Source organism: Nocardia sp. NPDC057353 (genome assembly GCF_042667085.1).
GTDB lineage: Bacteria > Actinomycetota > Actinomycetes > Mycobacteriales > Mycobacteriaceae > Nocardia.
The window spans coordinates 1-17,353 of sequence record NZ_JBHVAK010000006.1; the positions used below are offsets into that span (position 1 = coordinate 1).

The 17,353-nt window shown below is 72.6% G+C and carries 15 protein-coding genes; 3 read left to right on the forward strand and 12 right to left on the reverse strand.

What is annotated here, in order from left to right; translation table 11 throughout:
• Positions 1-116: 116 nt before the first annotated feature.
• The 4 genes from ACFUUZ_RS04315 to ACFUUZ_RS04330 are packed head-to-tail and all read right to left on the reverse strand — an operon-like array spanning position 117 to position 2,904.
• Entirely contained in the window at positions 117-581 is a 465-nt protein-coding gene (locus tag ACFUUZ_RS04315) for a DUF5130 domain-containing protein (protein WP_378692418.1), read from the reverse strand.
• Entirely contained in the window at positions 568-816 is a 249-nt protein-coding gene (locus ACFUUZ_RS04320; RefSeq protein ID WP_378692420.1) for a hypothetical protein, read from the reverse strand. Before ACFUUZ_RS04320 ends, ACFUUZ_RS04315 begins: the two co-directional genes overlap by 14 nt.
• A gap of 50 nt (positions 817-866) precedes the next feature.
• A complete protein-coding gene (locus ACFUUZ_RS04325; RefSeq protein WP_378692422.1) occupies positions 867-2,459 on the reverse strand; it encodes a glycoside hydrolase family 13 protein in 1,593 nt (530 codons plus the stop codon).
• Between the two features lie 40 nt (positions 2,460-2,499).
• Positions 2,500-2,904, reverse strand: a complete 405-nt coding sequence (locus ACFUUZ_RS04330) for a globin (RefSeq protein WP_378692424.1) — start codon at positions 2,902-2,904, stop codon at positions 2,500-2,502.
• 239 nt (positions 2,905-3,143) lie between these two features.
• Here ACFUUZ_RS04330 and ACFUUZ_RS04335 point away from each other — a divergent pair, with 239 nt between their 5' ends.
• The gene (locus tag ACFUUZ_RS04335; RefSeq protein ID WP_378692425.1) at positions 3,144-3,848 is read left to right on the forward strand and encodes an HNH endonuclease; all 705 of its coding nucleotides are present in this window, start codon (positions 3,144-3,146) and stop codon (positions 3,846-3,848) included.
• Position 3,849: 1 nt separating this feature from the next.
• Here the strand turns inward: ACFUUZ_RS04335 and ACFUUZ_RS04340 are convergent, their stop codons facing one another.
• Positions 3,850-4,419, reverse strand: a complete 570-nt coding sequence (locus ACFUUZ_RS04340; protein WP_378692427.1) for a helix-turn-helix domain-containing protein — start codon at positions 4,417-4,419, stop codon at positions 3,850-3,852.
• A gap of 67 nt (positions 4,420-4,486) precedes the next feature.
• Between ACFUUZ_RS04340 and ACFUUZ_RS04345 the strand changes: the two genes are divergently transcribed.
• On the forward strand, positions 4,487-5,191 hold the full coding sequence (locus tag ACFUUZ_RS04345; protein ID WP_378692428.1) for an AzlC family ABC transporter permease: 705 nt from the start codon (positions 4,487-4,489) through the stop codon (positions 5,189-5,191).
• An 8-nt stretch (positions 5,192-5,199) separates the two neighbouring features.
• Complete coding sequence (locus ACFUUZ_RS04350; RefSeq protein WP_378692429.1) at positions 5,200-5,490, forward strand: AzlD domain-containing protein; 291 nt, start codon at positions 5,200-5,202, stop codon at positions 5,488-5,490.
• 77 nt (positions 5,491-5,567) lie between these two features.
• Here the strand turns inward: ACFUUZ_RS04350 and ACFUUZ_RS04355 are convergent, their stop codons facing one another.
• The 7 genes from ACFUUZ_RS04355 to ACFUUZ_RS04385 all read right to left on the reverse strand — a co-directional run bounded on the left by ACFUUZ_RS04355 (position 5,568) and on the right by ACFUUZ_RS04385 (position 17,351).
• On the reverse strand, positions 5,568-6,236 hold the full coding sequence (locus ACFUUZ_RS04355; protein WP_378692617.1) for a hypothetical protein: 669 nt from the start codon (positions 6,234-6,236) through the stop codon (positions 5,568-5,570).
• Between the two features lie 4 nt (positions 6,237-6,240).
• Positions 6,241-6,696, reverse strand: a complete 456-nt coding sequence (locus ACFUUZ_RS04360; protein ID WP_378692619.1) for an acyl-CoA thioesterase — start codon at positions 6,694-6,696, stop codon at positions 6,241-6,243.
• Positions 6,697-6,726: 30 nt separating this feature from the next.
• Positions 6,727-11,607, reverse strand: a complete 4,881-nt coding sequence (locus tag ACFUUZ_RS04365; protein ID WP_378692430.1) for an NAD-glutamate dehydrogenase — start codon at positions 11,605-11,607, stop codon at positions 6,727-6,729.
• A 358-nt stretch (positions 11,608-11,965) separates the two neighbouring features.
• Positions 11,966-13,642 carry an energy-dependent translational throttle protein EttA gene (gene ettA, locus ACFUUZ_RS04370; protein WP_378692431.1) on the reverse strand — a complete coding sequence of 559 codons (1,677 nt, stop codon included), beginning with the start codon at positions 13,640-13,642 and terminating at the stop codon, positions 11,966-11,968.
• Positions 13,643-13,714: 72 nt separating this feature from the next.
• A complete protein-coding gene (locus ACFUUZ_RS04375) occupies positions 13,715-14,254 on the reverse strand; it encodes a single-stranded DNA-binding protein (protein WP_378692433.1) in 540 nt (179 codons plus the stop codon).
• A gap of 120 nt (positions 14,255-14,374) precedes the next feature.
• Entirely contained in the window at positions 14,375-15,319 is a 945-nt protein-coding gene (locus ACFUUZ_RS04380; RefSeq protein WP_378692435.1) for a pyridoxal-phosphate dependent enzyme, read from the reverse strand.
• A complete protein-coding gene (locus ACFUUZ_RS04385; protein ID WP_378692437.1) occupies positions 15,312-17,351 on the reverse strand; it encodes a cytochrome c oxidase assembly protein in 2,040 nt (679 codons plus the stop codon). The genes ACFUUZ_RS04380 and ACFUUZ_RS04385 overlap by 8 nt, the downstream gene beginning before the upstream one ends.
• Positions 17,352-17,353 lie beyond the last annotated feature (2 nt).

The window sequence follows — 17,353 nt, forward strand, 5'->3', positions numbered from 1 at the left end:
GCGCGGTCCTCACGGACCGCGCCGGACGCGGAAGAATGCTGCTACGCAGCGGCCCCAGCCGCACGCCGGTCAGCGCGGGACCTTTCGGCGCGGTAGCGCCGAGAGACTCGGCCGGGTCAGCGGCCGATGGCGGCCGCCATGACGCGGACGGCGGAGACGAGCCCGTCGATCAGCTGCCCCTGGCGGAACGAGCTGGAGGCGGCGGTGACCCCGAGCTGGCAGACCCGGTCGTTGGCCCGGTCCTCGATCTCGCGCCCGGAGCGCACCTCGATCGCGCGGTCGTTCGGCGAGACGGCGATGAGCACCGCCCGCTCGGCATCGGGGACGGTCGGGAGGAGCGCGTCCGCGCCCGCCGCCGGATCGCCGCCGAGATCACCGATGTAGACGGTGAACCGCACCGCGGTGGCCCTGGTCGCCTCGGTGAGCGCATTGTCCAGCGCCACCCGCTCGGCATCGGTGAACGGCGGCTTCCTGAACTCGGTGGCCGGGTCGTGCACCCCGGAGACCCGGCCGCTGCTGGTCAGCGCGTACCCGTGCGGCAGGTCGGTCTCGACCACCGCGGGCCACTTAGAACTTGCCACTTGCCCGGCCTCCGATCAGTTCCGCGGTGGCGCCGTGCCCACCGTGGTGCCCGTGCCCGATCACCTCGTCGGTGGCACTCCACAGCACCGGGTCCTGCGTCCACGGCTGGCCGAGTTCGTAGTGCGCGGGCTTCTCCCCGGGCAGCGGCTTGCCGAGGTACGACAGGCCGGCGATCGCACCGTAGATCACCAGCGGAATACCGCCGAAAATCAGCACAGTCTCCAGAATGCTCACGAGTTACAAGATATCCGATCCTGTGTAGTAGTTCCTCCCCCGACCCACCGTCAGACCAGCCAGGCGGCGGTGTCCGGCGGCAGCGCGCCGTCCGCGAGCGCCCCGCTGGCCAGCAGCACCTCCCCCGCGGGCAGCGCGATCGGCGCGCTCGAGGCGTTCAGCACGCAGGTCAGCCCGCCCGGCCTGCGCACCGCGACGGTGTCGCGCGGCCCGTCCAGCCACTCCAGCCCGTCGGGGACGAACTCCGGCCGCGACCCGCGCAGCGCGAGCGCCGCCCGGTAGAACTCCAGCGTGGAGCCGGGCTGCCCGCGCTGCGCCTCCACGGTGCGGTCGGCCCAGGCCGCCGGAATCGGCAGCCAGCTCTCCGCCCCCGCGGTGAACCCGAACGGCGGCGCCGCCCCCGACCACGGCAGCGGCACCCGGCAGCCGTCGCGGCCGCGCTCGGCGTGCCCGGTGCGCTCCCAGACCGGGTCCTGCAGCACCTCGTCCGGCAGGTCGTCCACGTTCGGCAGCCCCAGCTCGGCTCCGTTGTAGACGAAGACCACGCCGGGCAGCGCCAGCTCGAGCAGCGCCATCGCCCGCGCCCGCGCGACGCCCGCCGCGCCGCCGCCGTACCGGGTGACCTCGCGCTCGATGTCGTGGTTGGAGAGCGTCCAGGTGGGGGTCGCGCCGACCGGGGCCACCGCGGCCAGCGAGTTCTCCACCGCGTCCCGGATGTCGGCGGCCTCGAAGGAAGTCTCGGCCAGCCGGAAGTTGAAGGCCAGGTGCAGCTCGTCCGGGCGCACGTACTCGCCGAAGCGGACATTGTCGTCCACCCAGACCTCACCGATGCTGACCGCGCCCGGGTACTCGTCGATCACCTTGCGGATGCGCCGGTGGATGTCGTGCACGCCCGGGTTGTTGAAGCGCGGGTCGTTGTCGTCGTGGATGAGCATCTTGGTGTCCACCCGCGCCATGTCCGGCAGCCCGTCCGGCTTGGCCATGCCGTGCGCCACGTCGATCCGGAAGCCGTCCACACCGCGGTCCAGCCAGAACCGCAGGGTCTGCTCGAAATCGGCGACGACGTCGGCGTTCTCCCAGTTCAGGTCGGGCTGCTCGGCGGCGAAGATGTGCAGGTACCACTGGCCGGGGGTGCCGTCCGGCTCCACGATCCTGGTCCAGGCCGGGCCGCCGAAGATGCTCGGCCAGTTGTTCGGCGGCTCGGAGCCGTCGGCGCCGCGGCCGTCCCGGAAGATGTAGCGGGCGCGCTCGAGGCTGCCCGGCCCCGCGGCCAGCGCCTCCAGGAACCAGGCGTGCTCGCTGCTGGTGTGGTTCGGGACCAGGTCCATGGTGACCCGGATGCCGCGCTCGTGCGCGGCGGTGATCAGCGCCTCCATCGCGGGCAGGCCGCCGAAGAGCGGGTCGATGTCGCGCGGGTCGGCGACGTCGTAGCCCCCGTCGGCCATCGGCGAGCGCATGACCGGGCAGATCCACAGCGCGTCGATGCCGAGCTCGGCCAGGTAGTCGAGGTGCTCCCGGATGCCGCCGAGGTCACCGACCCCGTCGCCGTCCGAGTCGGCGAACGAGCGCGGGTACACCTGGTAGAAGACGGCCGACTTCCACCAGGGGGTCGATTCTGCGGGGGAGACAGTCACACCCGCCATAGTGCCGAAGAATCGGACAGCACGCTCGCCGGAGCGGCGCTCACCACTCCGCGTTCATCAGCGAGTTCGCGGCCATCTCCAGGTAGTCGAGCAGCTGCGCGCGGTGCCGGTCGTCCAGCACCGCGGGCTCGATCTCGGCGACCGCGGTGCGCATGCAGCGCAGCCAGGCGTCCCGCTCGATCGGGCCGATCCGGTACGGCATGTGCCGCATCCGCAGCCGGGGGTGGCCGCGCTCGTCGGAGTAGGTGCGCGGGCCGCCCCAGTACTGCTCCAGGAACATCAGCAGCCTGCGCTCGGCCGGACCCAGGTCCTCCTCCGGGTACATCGGCCGGAGCACCGGGTCGGCGGCCACCTCGCGGTAGAAGCCGGCCAGGATCCGCCGGAACGTCTCCGCGCCGCCGATCTCCGCGTAGAACGACGTCGCTGGTTGCTCGCCGGAAGTCATGGGTCCTCTCGGGCTGGTTCGGGTGCGGTTCCGCGGCTCCATTCTGCCGGGTTCCGCCGCACCGCGCCGCCACGGCCCCGCACCGCCACGGTGGGTACCCCGCCCCGCGCCCTTCAGCCGCCGTTCACCGGAGATTGCGCGAAATCACCGTGCAATCCAGGGGGAACCGTGGTCAACTGGGGAGCAGTCTCAGCCGAGATAACACATGATCCTGCCAATCATGAAATCGAGGTCTCCCGATGAAGCAGCGGCACGGCGCCCGGTCCGCAGAGGCGCGTGGGCACCGACAACTCCAGCCCGCCGACGTCCACGCTCGTGGGTCGGGGGCCACTCCGCTGCACATCCTGTCCGAACGATATCCGGGTTCGCATCACCCCACCGGCCACGTCCCGGTCCTGCGATCGGCCCCGCCGCCCGAGGCTCCCAGTTGGTTGAAGCGCCGGGTGCTGCTGCTGAACGCCACCTACGAACCGCTCACCGCGCTCTCCGCCCGGCGCGCCGTCGTCCTGCTGATCTGCGGGAAGGCCGACCCGGTGCACCAGGCCGCGGAGAGCACGGTGGTGCACTCCGCCGAGTCCGCGGTCGCCGTCCCCTCGGTCATCCGGCTGCGCACCTACGTCCGCGTCCCCTACCGCGCCAGGGTCCCGATGACCAGGGCCGCGCTCATGCACCGCGACCGCTACCGCTGCGGCTACTGCGGCGGCAAGGCCGAGACCATCGACCACGTGATCCCGCGCAGCCGCGGCGGCGAGCACTCGTGGGAGAACTGCGTGGCCAGCTGCGCGCCGTGCAACCACCGCAAGGCCGACAAGATGCTCAGCGAGCTGGGCTGGGTGCTGCGCGCCCCGCTGGTCTCGCCCAAGGGGCCGCACTGGCGGCTGCTCTCCACCACCGCCGAGCTGGACCCGCAGTGGCTGCAGTACCTGGGCGAGGGCGCCGCCTGAGTCAGGTGTACTCGACCACGAGCAGCGCCCAGGTCCCCGGCTCCAGCGCCTCGAAGACGTGCGGGCGGTCGCCCGGGTAGGAGATGTAGTCGCCGGGGGCCAGCTCCACCGGCTCCCCGGTCGGCCCGGCCAGCGCGCGGCCCGCGGCGAGCAGGATGTGCTCGACCACGCCGGGGAGGTGCGGGGCGGAGTCCCGGGCGTGCCCTGGCTCGCTCGCGATCCGGAACAGGTCGCGGCGCGAGTTCACCGGGCCCGCGGCCAGCAGCGTCGCCCGGTAGTCGGCCTCGGCGGAGGCGACCATCGGGCCCTCCCCCGCCCGGATCACCTGCACCGCGGGGCGCGGCGGGTCGAGCAGCCGGGAGAACGGCATGTCCAGGGCGACGCAGAGCGCCCACAGCGTCTCCAGGCTGGGGTTTCCCGCGCCCGATTCCAGCTGCGAGAGGGTGGATTTGGCGATCCCGGCGCGGTGCGCGACCTCGCTCAGCGAGAGCCCGGCCCTGGTGCGCTCGCGGCGCAGGGCGGCGGCGATCGCCGCCTGCGGCGGGGCGGGTGCGGGGTCGGGGCCTGCCATGCGCCCTAGGAAACCACGGGGCGGGGCACGTTGACGAACAGGCCGCCGGGCGTTCAGTATAAAAGTCATGCGTTCGATATGGCGAACACTCGTCCCCGATGTGCTGGACCGCGGCACGCTGCGCGGCATCGTCGCGGTGTGCCTGGCGGTCGGCGTCATCGGCGTCTCCTACGGGGCCACCGCGGTCGCGGCCGGGCTGCCCGCGTGGGTGCCGATGCTGCTCTCGGTGCTGGTGCTGGCGGGCGGGTCGGAGTTCCTGTTCGTCGGGATCGTCGGGGCGGGCGGCAGTGTCGTCGCGGCCGTGCTGGCCGGGCTGCTGGTCAACACCAGGCACCTGCCCTACGGCCTCGCGGTGCCGGACGTGGTCGGGCGCGGGGCGCGGCGGCTGCTCGGCGTGCACGTCATGAACGACGAGGCGGTCGCGCTGGCGGTCGCCGAGACCGAGCCGGACCGGCGGCGGGCCGCCTACTGGCTCGGCGGAGTCGGGGTTCTGGTGGCCTGGCCCGTCGGCGCCGCGCTCGGCGCGCTCGTCGGCACCCTGGTGCCGAACACCGCGGCCTTCGGGCTGGACGCCGTCTTCCCCGCCGTCCTGCTCGCCCTCATCCTCCCCGCGCTGACACAGCCCCGGACCCGACGCGCCGCACTCACCGGCGCCGCGGCAGCCGTCGCCTGCACCCCGTTCCTCCCCGCTGGGCTCCCCGTCCTGGTCGCCCTTGCCGGACTGCTGGTCGCCCGGCCCGCCCGCGGCTCGCGGGAACCCGCGCCGTGTTGATCGCCGGGATGGCCGCACTGGCGGCGGGCACCTACGCGCTGCGCGCGGCGGGGCCGGTGCTGCGCGAGCGGGTCCGCTTCCCGGCGCGGGTCACCGAGCTGCTGGAGATCGCCGCGGTGGTGCTGCTCGCCGCCATGATGGCGACGCAGACGTTCCCGCTCGGCGAGCGCATCGGGCTCGCGCTGCCCGCCGGAGTCGCGGTCGCGGGCGTCCTCGCCTGGCGCCGGGCGCCGCTGCTCGTGGTGATCCTCGCCGCCGCCGGAACCACCGCCGGACTCAGGCTGCTCGGCGTCGCCTGACCAGGGCGGATCTCGCTCGTCGCGGCCGCAGCGGGCAGGGCGCCGCAGCCGGAGCGGCGTGGGCGGACGCAGCCGGCTCAGCTGGGGAGCAGGGGGATCCCGCCGCCGTGCCTGCGGGCGACCGACCCGTAGCGGGCGTCGATCCGGAGCCAGGTGCGCGCACTGCGCACCCGCACGATCTCCCCGGAGGAGATGCGCCGCGGATCCGCCTTCTCCCCGGAGTGCGGAATGAAGTCCATGGCGGTGAGCGCAAACACCACCCGCATGGGCACCGCGACCTCCAGGCCCGCACCGGAGACGGTGAGCACCGGCTGGTCGAGCAGCGAGGCGGGCGGCCCGTGCCCGCTCCCGTGCTCCCTGGCCACCGCCACCCCGCGCTCGGCCAACTCGACTAGCGTCCGCGCGGGCACGTCGTCCACGTGCGCCCACCCGTCGCCGGGCGGCAGCGCGCCGCGCCAGGCGGAGTCGAGCGAGTACCCGAGGTCGATGGGGAGCCCGGTGCCGAGCCCGTTGAGCAGCAGATCGGCGGAGACGGTCACGTCGTCCAGCGCGAGATCGGCGGAAACCGTCCGTACCGCGAGCGTCTCGAAGCCGGTCGCGGCCCAGGCCGAGACCAGCTCCGGCCCGCGCCTGCGCAGCCGGATCACCGCCGCCGGATCCAGCCGGACCGCCCGATTCGCGAAGGTCGCGAGGTTCTCCCGCTCCGCCGGGTCGGCGACGTGCAGGACCCGCTGGTCGCCGGTCAGCGGGTCACCCCATCCATTCCGCGAGGTAGCCGCGCTCCGCCTCGGTCAGCCTGCGCAGCCGCTGCGTCCTGATGTCGAACGCGGCGATCTGCGTCGACGCCGTCACCGCCGGGGGCGAGCCCGGCGCGGCGCCCGCCGCCCTGACCTCGTACCCGATGGTGAAGTCGACCGCCCGCAGCTGGGTGATGTGCATGGCGATATCGAGCGGCGTGTCCTCGTGCCGCAGCTGCCCGCGGTACCGAACGTGCAGGTCGACCAGGACGCAGCCCTCCCGCATGGCCGCGGTCGGCCGCCCGTCCTCGAAGAGCCACGGAATCCGCGCCTCCTCCAGCAGCGTGACCATCCTGGCGTGGTTCACGTGCTGGAAGACGTCCATGTCGGACCAGCGGATATCCACCTTCGCGTGGAAACGGAGCGGGAGCTGCGCAGCCCCCGGGACACTACGGCCACGATCGCGCACATCGACGCTGGTCACCCTTGATACCTCCGATTACGCACCCACGCCGCTCACCATGCTTCGGACCTGCCGCGCCGCAACCGAGAGGGTGGCGAGGTCGTGGGTGCCGGACTCGAACAGTTCGGCCAGTGCCGCCCGGGCGCGCCCGAGGCGGGACTGATTCCTCGACTCCCAGTATGCAATCTTGTGCATCGGCTCCTCGTCCGGCTCCGACCCGCTGAGCACGTCCATGGTGAGCGAACGGAGCGAACCGTACATATCGTCGCGCAGCGCGAGCCGGGCCAGCGCGTGCCAGCGATCGCCGCGCTCCAGGCTGCTCACCGCGGCGAGCAGCCAGTCGATCTTCAGGTGCTCGTTCAGCGCGTAGTACAGCGCGCCGACCTCGTCGCCGTCCCGGTTGACGATGTCCGCGATGTCCAGGATGTCGAGCAGCGGATACAGGTTGAGCAGGCCGAACACCTCGGTGGCGAGCTCGACCGGGACGCCGCGGGCGATCAGGTCGGAGGCCTGCTCGGTCAGGCTGGCGACGTGCGGGCCGCGCAGCCAGTTCGGCGCGGCCTCGCGCAGCTCCGCCACCCCCGCGGCGTACCGGTTGATCTCCGCGCCGACCGCGATGGGCTGCGGGCGATTGATCAGCAACCAGCGCGACGCGCGGTCGAGTGTGCGCTTCGTCTCGAGTTCCAGCTGGTCGCGGACCGCGGCGGGGGCGTCGCAGTCCCGGATCCGCTGCCAGAGCGCGGGCAGGTCGAAGATCTGCGCCGCCGCGGCGAAGGCGCGCACCGCGTCGGTGGTGCCCGCGCCGATCTCCTCGCGCAGCCGGTAGGCGTAGGTGATGCCGCCGTAGTCGACCACCTCGTTCACCACCATCGTGGTGATGATCTCGCGGCGCAGCCGGTGCCGCTTGATGGCCGGGGCGAAGCGCTCGCGCAGCGGGGTCGGGAAGTACTGCGGCAGCCGGTTCGCGAAGTGCTGGATGTCCGGCAGGTCGGAGTCGAGCAGGTCGGCCTTGAGCGCCAGCTTCACGTGCGCCATGAGGTTGGCGAGCTCGGGCGAGGTCAGGCCGCTGTGGTGCTCGTAGCGGTGTTGCAGTTCGTGGTCGGTGGGCAGGGCTTCCAGTTCCCGATCCAGCCCGCGCCGCTGCTCCAGATCGTCCAGCAGTCGGCGGTGCACGCTCACCATGTGCGCCGCCTCGGCGCGCGAGACGCCCATCAGCATGTTCTGCGTGACGTTGTCGCGCAGCACCATCTCCGCGACCTCGTCGGTCATCGAAGCGAGCAGCGGATTGCGATCGGCCGCGGCCAGCTCGCCGCTGGTGACCACGCCGTCCAGCAGGACCTTGATGTTCACCTCGTGGTCGGAGCAGTCGACACCGGCCGAGTTGTCCAGCGCGTCGGTGTTCATCTTCCCGCCGTCCAGGCAGAACTCGATCCGCCCGAGCGCGGTCACGCCGAGGTTGCCGCCCTCGCCGATCACGTCGACCCGCAACTCGTTGCCGTTCACCCGGACCGGGTCGTTGGACTTGTCCCCGACGTCGGCGTTCGACTCGCTGCTCGCCTTGATGTAGGTGCCGATGCCGCCGTTCCAGAGCAGCTGCACCGGTGCCTTCAGGATGGCGCGCACCAGCTCCGGCGGGGCGAGCGAGGTGACGCCGTCCGGCAGCCCGAGCGCCTGCCTGGCCTGGTCGCTGATCGGCACCGCCTTCACGGTGCGCTCCCAGACGCCGCCGCCCGCGCTGATCAGCGAGGTGTCATAGTCGGCCCAGGAGGAGCGGGGCAGCTCGAACATCCGCTGCCGCTCCGCGTAGGAGGTGGCGGCGACGGGGTCCGGGTCGAGGAAGATGTGCCGGTGGTCGAAGGCGGCCACCAGCCGGATGTGCTCGGAGAGCAGCATGCCGTTGCCGAAGACGTCGCCGGACATGTCGCCGACGCCGACCACGGTGAAGTCCTGGCTCTGGGTGTCGATGCCGAGCTCGCTGAAGTGCCGCTTGACGCTCTCCCATGCGCCGCGCGCGGTGATGCCCATGGCCTTGTGGTCGTAGCCCGCCGAGCCGCCGGAGGCGAAGGCGTCGCCGAGCCAGAAGCCGTACCGCTTGGCCACGTCGTTGGCCTCGTCGGAGAAGCGCGCGGTGCCCTTGTCCGCCGCGACCACCAGGTACGCGTCGTCGCCGTCGCGGCGCACCACCCGCGCGGGCGGGCGCACCCCGCCGGTGGCGAGGTCGACATTGTCGGTGAGGTCGAGCAGCCCGGCGATGAAGGTGCGGTAGCAGCGGACGCCCTCGGTGGCGAGCGCCTGCCGGTCGGCGGCCGCGTCGTCGGTGGCCGCGGGCGGCCGCTTCACCACGAAGCCGCCCTTGGCGCCGACCGGGACGATCACCGCGTTCTTCACCGCCTGTGCCTTGACCAGCCCGAGGATCTCGGTGCGGAAGTCCTCCAGCCGGTCCGACCAGCGCAGCCCGCCGCGCGCCACCGAGCCGAAGCGCAGGTGCACGCCCTCGACCCGCGGCGAGTAGACGAAGATCTCGTACTTCGGCCGCGGCTTGGGCAGCTCGGCGATCTCCGCGGGCTCGACCTTGATCGAGAGGAAGTCGCGCGGCTCGCCGTCGGCGTCGGTGACGTAGTAGTTGGTGCGCAGGGTGGCGCGGATTAGCCCGAGCAGGGCGCGCAGGATGCGGTCCGCGTCCAGGCTGACCACCTCGTCGATCCGGCCGCGCAGCTCGCCCTCCAGCTCGGCGGCCCGCTCCGCGGAGTTGCCGTCCGGGTCGAACCTGGCCGCGAAGAGGTCGACGAGCAGCCGCGCGGCCCCCGGGTAGACCAGCAGCACGCGCGCGATATTGGCCTGGCTGTACGGGAAGCCCGCCTGCTGCAGGTACTTCGCGTAGCCGCGCAGCACCGAGACGTCGCGCCAGGCCAGCCGGGCGCGCAGCACCAGCTCGTTCAGCCCGTCCCCCTCGGCCCGGCCGAACCAGACCGCCTCGAAGGCCTGCACGAACCGGTCGCGCAGCCCCTCCGGCGGGGCGTGCACCGCGGTGGCGCCGTTCGGCGAGCGCAGCAGCTCGGCGTCGAGGTCCTTGTCCAGCGCGTCGCGCAGCAGCTCGGGGCGGGCCTGCACGCCGAAGTCGTAGATCCACCACTCGGCGCGCTCGGCGCCGCTCCCGGTGCGCGGCGCGATCCGGTACGGCCGCTCGTCCACCACCTCGACGCCGAGGCTCTGCAGCACCGGCATGACCTGGCTGAGCGAGACCCCGGAGCCGCCGATGTAGAGGCTGAACCGCCACGACCCCGGCGCGGAATCCTGGGTGCGGTAGAGGAACTGGTCGATGGTGTCGGCGCCGAGCCGCTCCAGCCGGACGATGTCGGCCAGGGCGCGGGCGGAGTCGAAGTCCTGCTTGTAGCTCTCCGGGAAGGCGCCCGCGTAGCGGTCGAGCACCTCGGCGGTGACGACGGCGGTGGCGGCGAGCTCCTCTTCCAGCCGGTCCTGCCAGGACCTGCTGGTCTCCACCAGCAGCCGCTGGATGCGCCTGCGGTTCTCGTCGCCGGTGTCGGGCAGTGCGCGGCCCAGCGGCACCTGGATGGTGAAGTACACGCTGGCGATCTCGTTCTCGCTGACCCGCACCGAGTACTCGATGTCGTCGCTGCCGAGCTCCTGGCCGAGGATCGCCTGCATGCGCAGCCGCACCTCGGTGGTGTAGCGGTCCCGCGGCAGGTAGACCAGGCAGGCCACGAAGCGGCCCTGCTGGTCCGAGCGCAGGAACAGCCGCACCTGTCTGCGCTGGCGCACCCGCAGCACGGCCGAGGCGGTGTGCTCCAGGCTGTCGGCGTCGGCGGAGAAGAGCTCGGTGCGCGGCAGCGACTGGATGGTCTCCAGCATGGCCTGGCCGGAGTACGAGGAGAGCTCGTGGCCGCCGCGGGCGATGGCGGTCCGCACCCGGCGCTCGATGACCGGGATGTCGAGCACGTTCTCGTGCACCGCGGTCACGGTGAAGACGCCGAGGAAGACGTGCTCGCCGACGACCGCGCCGGATTCGTCGAAGTCGGCGACGCCGACGAAGTACGGGTACGCCGCCCGGTGCACGGTGGCGCGCACCAGCCCCTGGGTGAGGACGAGCAGCTGCCGGTCCGCGCCGGCGAAGGGCACCGCGAAATCGGTGCCGACGTCCGGCGCGAGCACGCCGAGGCAGCTCTCCCGGATCGGCTCCGGGACCTCCTCGCCCTCGTGGTAGCGGTAGCGGCCGTAGCCGAGCACGGTGAAGTTGCCCTCGCCGAGCCAGCGCAGCAGGTTCGCGGTGTCGGTCAGCTCCTCGGCCGGGAACGGGGCGTCGCCGCGCTCGGCGGCGGTGCGCAGCGCGGCGGCGACCGCCTCCTGCTTCCGCAGGATCTCCTCGGTGCCCGCCACCACCTGGCGCACGTCGTCGATCACGTCGACGATCGAGCCGCGCACCTTCTCCAGCAGCGCGGAGCTCACCGTCGGCGGCAGCTGGACGAACATCCAGGACTCCGGCAGCCCGGTACCCCTGCTGCCCGCCTCGTGCGCGGTCACCGCGACCAGGACGTCGTCCGCGCGCTGCACCTCGAAGATCGGGTGCACCAGCTCGACCATCCGGACGCCGAGCCTGCTCAGCGTCGCGGTGACCGACTCGACCAGCAGCGGCATGTCGTCGGTGACGATCTGCACCGCGGGACCGAAGTCCGAAGCCTCGGGGTGGAAGACCCGCACAACGGCCTCGCCGCGCCGCCGCACGCGGGCGAGTTCGATGTGCAGCCGGAAGATGTCGGTGCCGCCGTGGATGACGTAGTCAACGTCGCCCGCGTCGACGTGCCGGAAGTACGCCTCCTCGAGGTCGGCGAGCGACCCGCGCACCTGCTCCGGCAAACTCTCGGACCACTGCTCTGTGGACACTTCGGACGACACCGTCATGCTCCTGACATCTCCCTCGGTACGGATTCGGTGATCAACCGTGCATCGGCCCTGATGCGGGGAGAACCACCTCGTTGATGCGCGCCGGAAATTCCAGCGGGTCCGGGAACGTGCACTGCGACGGCGGATTCCACCACTCGGCGGCGAGGGGCGAGTGCACGGCGGAGCGAGGGAGGTTCAGACCGAACCTGGAATTGCACGTAACCCACACTATCGACTCCGCGCGAATACGGCGCGACAGTCCGGAAGCTACTGGTGGGGCAATAAGTTACGAGCCGTGGTGCGCAGGAGAGCGGACCGGCCGGATGGGTCCGACCGGTCGCGATCGAACCCACCCGGAAATTCCGGCCGGAAAAAACTAGTCGCGGGTCAGCTTGCGGTGCGTGAGCCGGTGCGGGCGGGCCGCTTCCGGGCCGAGGCGCTCGATCTTGTTCGCCTCGTACGCCTCGAAGTTGCCCTCGAACCAGAACCACTTGGCCTCGTTGTCCGAGTCGCCCTCCCAGGCCAGGATGTGCGTGCAGGTGCGGTCCAGGAACCAGCGGTCGTGCGAGATCACCACGGCGCAGCCGGGGAACTGCTCGAGCGCGTTCTCCAGCGAACTCAGAGTTTCCACGTCGAGGTCGTTGGTCGGCTCGTCGAGCAGGATCAGGTTGCCGCCCTCCTTGAGGGTGAGCGCCAGGTTCAGCCGGTTGCGCTCACCGCCGGAGAGCACCCCGGCGGGCTTCTGCTGGTCCGGGCCCTTGAAGCCGAACGCCGAGACGTAGGCGCGGGACGGCATCTCCTGCTGGCCGACCTGGATGAAGTCGAGCCCCTCGGAGACCACCTGCCACACCGTCTTGGCCGGGTCGATGCCGCCGCGGCTCTGGTCGACGTAGCTCAGCTTGACCGTGTCGCCGACCCGGACCGTGCCGCTGTCCGCCTGCTCCAGCCCGACGATGGTCTTGAAGAGCGTGGTCTTGCCGACGCCGTTCGGGCCGATGACGCCGACGATGCCGTTGCGCGGCAGGGTGAACGAGAGATCCTTGATCAGCTGGCGCTCGCCGAAGCCCTTGTCCAGGTGGTCCACCTCGACCACCACGTTGCCGAGCCGCGGCCCGGCCGGGATCTGGATCTCCTCGAAGTCCAACTTCCGCATCTTCTCGGCCTCGGCGGCCATCTCCTCGTAGCGGCCGAGGCGGGCCTTGTTCTTGGCCTGCCGCGCCTTGGCGCCGGAGCGCACCCAGGCGAGCTCCTCCTTGAGCCGCTTCTGCAGCTTCTGGTCCTTCTTGCCCTGGACCTCGAGCCGCTCGGCCTTCTTCTCCAGGTACGTGGAGTAGTTGCCCTCGTAGGGGTAGGCGCGGCCGCGGTCCAGCTCCAGGATCCAGCCGGCCACATTGTCGAGGAAGTACCGGTCGTGGGTCACGGCCAGCACGGCGCCCGCGTACTGCGCCAGGTGCTGCTCCAGCCAGAGCACCGACTCGGCGTCCAGGTGGTTGGTGGGCTCGTCCAGCAGCAGCAGGTCGGGCTTGCTCAGCAGCAGCTTGCAGAGCGCGACCCGGCGGCGCTCGCCACCGGAGAGGTTGGTGACCGGCTCGTCCGGCGGCGGGCAGCGCAGCGCGTCCATCGCCTGCTCCAGCTGGGAGTCGACGTCCCACGCGTCGGCGTGGTCCAGATCCTCCTGCAGCTTGCCCATCTCGTCCATGAGCTCGTCGGAGTAGTCGGTGGCCATGAGCTCGGCGATCTCGTTGAAGCGGTCGAGCTTGACCTTGATCTCGCCGAGCCCCTCCTCGACATTGCCGCGGACGGTCTTCTCCTCGTTCAGCGGCGGCTCCTGCTGCAGGATGCCGACGGTAGCGCCGGGCGCGAGGAAGGCGTCGCCGTTGTTCGGCTGGTCCAGTCCGGCCATGATCTTCAGCACGCTCGATTTACCGGCGCCGTTCGGACCGACGACACCGATCTTGGCGCCGGGAAGGAAGTTCAACGTGACGTCGTCGAGCACGACCTTGTCGCCGTGCGCCTTGCGAACCTTCTTCATTTGGTAGATGAACTCAGCCATGGAGCAAAGCCTATCGGTGGAAGGAATCGGATACCGTGCCGGAGCGGCCCGGCCTGCACTCCGCCGCCGCGCTCAGGCGTCGACCGGCTCGACGGTTCGGGCGGGGCCCGGGCGGCTCACCGTACCCGATCCCGGTGTCCCGGCCGGGAACGGGCCGTACGCGGCCGCGGGCAGCTCCCGCGGCGCCACCCCGGCCTCCGGCATCGGCTCGGTCGCCGGGTCGGCGGCCGGCTGCTCCGGCCGCGGCCGCTCCGCCCGCCGGGTGATCTCCGCGGTGCACCTGGCCAGATCCGGGCCGATCGCGACGGCGCGCATCTCCAGGTCACGCCGCTCGACACCGTCCTTGGCCCGGTACTCGTGGGTGCGGAGCTGCCCGTGCACCAGCACCGGGTCGCCGCGCCGGAGCGAGGCGTGCACCCCGGGCACCAGCCGCCGCCAGCAACTCACCGTGAGGAACAACGTTCCGTTGTCCACCCATTCCCCCGACCCCTGATCGAACCGCCGGGAATTGCTCGCCACCCGGAACGTGATCACCGGCTCCCCGTTCGCGAGCTCCCGCTTCACCGGGTGGGTGACCACCGTGCCCGCCACCGTCGCCATCGCCTCGTACATCGTCCGCGCCCCCTTCCGCGCCGTTCGGTCTCCGGCACCCAGCGTGCCGCAGCGGCACCGCCGAGGAGACCGTCGAAGGCCCGGCTGTGGACAACTCCGCCCCTGTGGAATTTCCCGGCCTCAGGACGCGCCGGGGTCGCCGTTCGCGCCGCACAGCACCACGACGGTCCGGCTCCCCTTCTCAGGCACGAAAGCGCCGCTGACCAGGGCGGCGAGCGCGGCGGCGCCGGACGGCTCCGCCACGATCCTGAACTCACGCCAGAGCTGTTCGCGCGCCGCGTCGACGGCGTCCTCGGTGACGGTCAGCGCGGGCACGTCGTAGCGGCGGGCCAGCTCGAGCGCGATCGCCCCGACCCGGTCCGGCCCCGCGGAATCAACGGCGGGCACCGCGACCGGCCACCGCGCCGCCAGCGCGGCGCGCAGCACCGCCCTGCGCTCCGGCTCCACCCCGATCACCCGCTGCCGCCTGCCGAGCGCCGCGGCCAACCCGCCGACCAGCGCACCGCCGCCCACCGCGGCCAACACCGGCGGCCTGCCGCGCACCTGCTCCTCCAGTTCCAGCCCGAGCACCCCCGCCCCCGCGACCACCGCGGGCGAATCGTGCGCGGGCAGGTACAGCGCGCCCCGCTCGCGGGCCAGCTCGGCGGCGTGCGCGCAGGCCTCGGCGTGGCTGGTGCCGTGCCAGCGCACCTCGGCGCCGTGTGCCCACATCGCGGCGACCTTGCTGTGCGGCGCCGTCTCCGGCACCACGACGGTGCAGGTCCGGCCGAGCCTGGCGGCGGCGAGCGCGGCCGCGATCCCGGCATTGCCGCCCGCGGCGAGCACCACGTGCGGCGGCTCCCCGGCCGCGGCGAGCAGCGCGTTCAGGCTGCCGCGCACCTGGAAGGTGCCGCCGTGCTGCAGGTACTCCAGCTTGAGCGAGACCGGCAGCGGCCCGTCCGGGCCGGTGACGGTGGTGTGGAAGACCGGGGTCTTGCGGAGCTGCCCGGCCAGCCGCTTGCGGGCCGCGCGCACGTCGGAGCGGAACACCCGCGGCGGCGCGGTGTCGGTGGCGGAGTCAGTCACCGTGCAGCCCACGGTCGCGGCGCGCGAGCTCGGCGAACATGGCATTGTGCGCGGCCAGGTCGGCGTCGTGGTCGCGGTCGGCGGCGCGGTCGGTGCGCTGGGCCAAGCGGTCGTCGCTGCGCGACCACTGGATCAGCAGCGCCAGCATCACCACCACCAGCGGCACCTCGCCCGCGGCCCAGGCCAGGCTGCCGCCCGTGCGCTGGTCGCCGAGCAGGTCGTCGTTCCAGTCGAGGCCGAGGCTGCGGTAGAACCAGGCGCCCATGACGGAGGTCGTGCTCATCAGCGCGATGCCGAAGAACGCGTGGAACGGCAGCGAGCCGAACACCATGCCGAGCCGGGTCAGCGGCTGCACCGTGCGCGGCTTCGGGTCGATCCCGATCACCACCCAGTAGAAGAGGTAGCCGCTGAGCAGGAAGTGCAGGTTCATCAGCACGTGCGCGGCGTGCGAGTCGGCGTAGGCGTCGAAGATGCCGCCCAGGTAGAGCGCGTAGAAGCCGCCGATGAAGATCACCGAGGCGACGATCGGATGGGTCAGGAACTTCGAGACCGGGCTGTGCACCGCGGCCAGCAGCCACTCCCGCGGCCCCGGCGGGTTCTCCCGGCCCGCGGGGGGCAGCGCGCGCAGCGCCAGCGTGACCGCGCCGCCGAGCGCGAGCAGGATCGGCGCCAGCATGGAGAGCGCCATGTGCGCGCCCATGTGCACGCTGAACACCGCGGGCGAGTACCGCCCCACCCCGGACGAGGTCGCGACGAGCAGCACCAGGCAGCCGGAGAGCCAGGCGATGCTGCGCCCCACCGGCCAGCGGTCGCCGCGCGCCCGCAGCCTGCGCACGCCGAGCAGGTAGAGCACCGCAAGCACCACCGCGGCGGTGCCGAAGAGCAGGTCGAAGCGCCAGTCGACGGCGAGCCTGGCCAGCGTGGGCGGCCCGGCCAGGTCGTAGCCGAGCTCCACCTCGGTCGGCGAGGGAACGGTGGCCGGGGCGGGCGGCGGGGTCCGGCCGAGCCCGGCGGCCAGCCCGAACGTCGCCGCCAGCAGCAGCACCTCGACCCCGGCGAAGCGCACCAGCGCGCGGCGGTCGCCGGGGTCGGCCGCCAGCGCGGGCAGCGCGGCCCGGCGCTGCAGGTACCCGAAGACCCCGAGCGCGATCAGCGCGGCCGCCTTGGCCAGCACCAACCGGCCGTAGGTGGTGCTCAGCAGCTCGTCGAGCGGCACCCGCACCCAGGCATTGACCACGCCGCTCGCCGCGACCACGGCGAAGGCGACCGCAGCGACGGCCGAGAACCGGCGCGCGGCCAGCCCGGTGTGCGCGCCGTCGCGCAGCGCGTGCGCCAGCACCGCGGCCAGCCCGCCCGCCCAGACCGCGGCCGAGACGAGGTGCAGGATGAGCGAGTTGGTGGCGACGTCGTGCGACCCACCGGAGGAGGAGTGCCCGGTCAGCGCCAGCGGCATCATGGTGAGCACCGCGCCGAGCAGCAGCAGCGGGGTCCAGCCCCAGCGCAGCGCCAGCCGGGCGCCGACCGCGACGATCAGCGCGAAGAGCACCGTGGTGCGCCAGGCCCCGGCGAGCTCGATCTGCCCGACCGCGCGCCACAGCTCGGCGGGCTGCCACACCTCGCGCACCGGCCGCCCGGTGGTGTCCGACGCGGTGAGCGGCACCAGCAGCGCCGCGCAGCAGGCCCAGGCCAGCGCGGCGTGCGAGGCGCGGCGCACCGCGCGGTACCCCGCGACGTCGAGCAGCCCGTCCCGCTGCGGCGGCACCAGGAAGGCCGCGAAGAGCAGCGAACCGACGGTCAGCGCCGCCGCCAGGTCGGCCAGCGCCCGCACCGCGGGCAGGCCGTAGGTGGTGAGCGGGCCGGGATCGGGGATGCCGAGCAGCGTCAGCGCCTCGGCCGCCGAGAGCCCGACGACCAGCGCGGCGACCACGGCGCCGACGGCACCGGCGACGACGAGCAGCGCGGGGACGGCGTAGGGCCCCGCGACCGGCGCGGGAGCAGCGCTCACCGGAGCGGTTTCGTGCGGGGCGGACATAC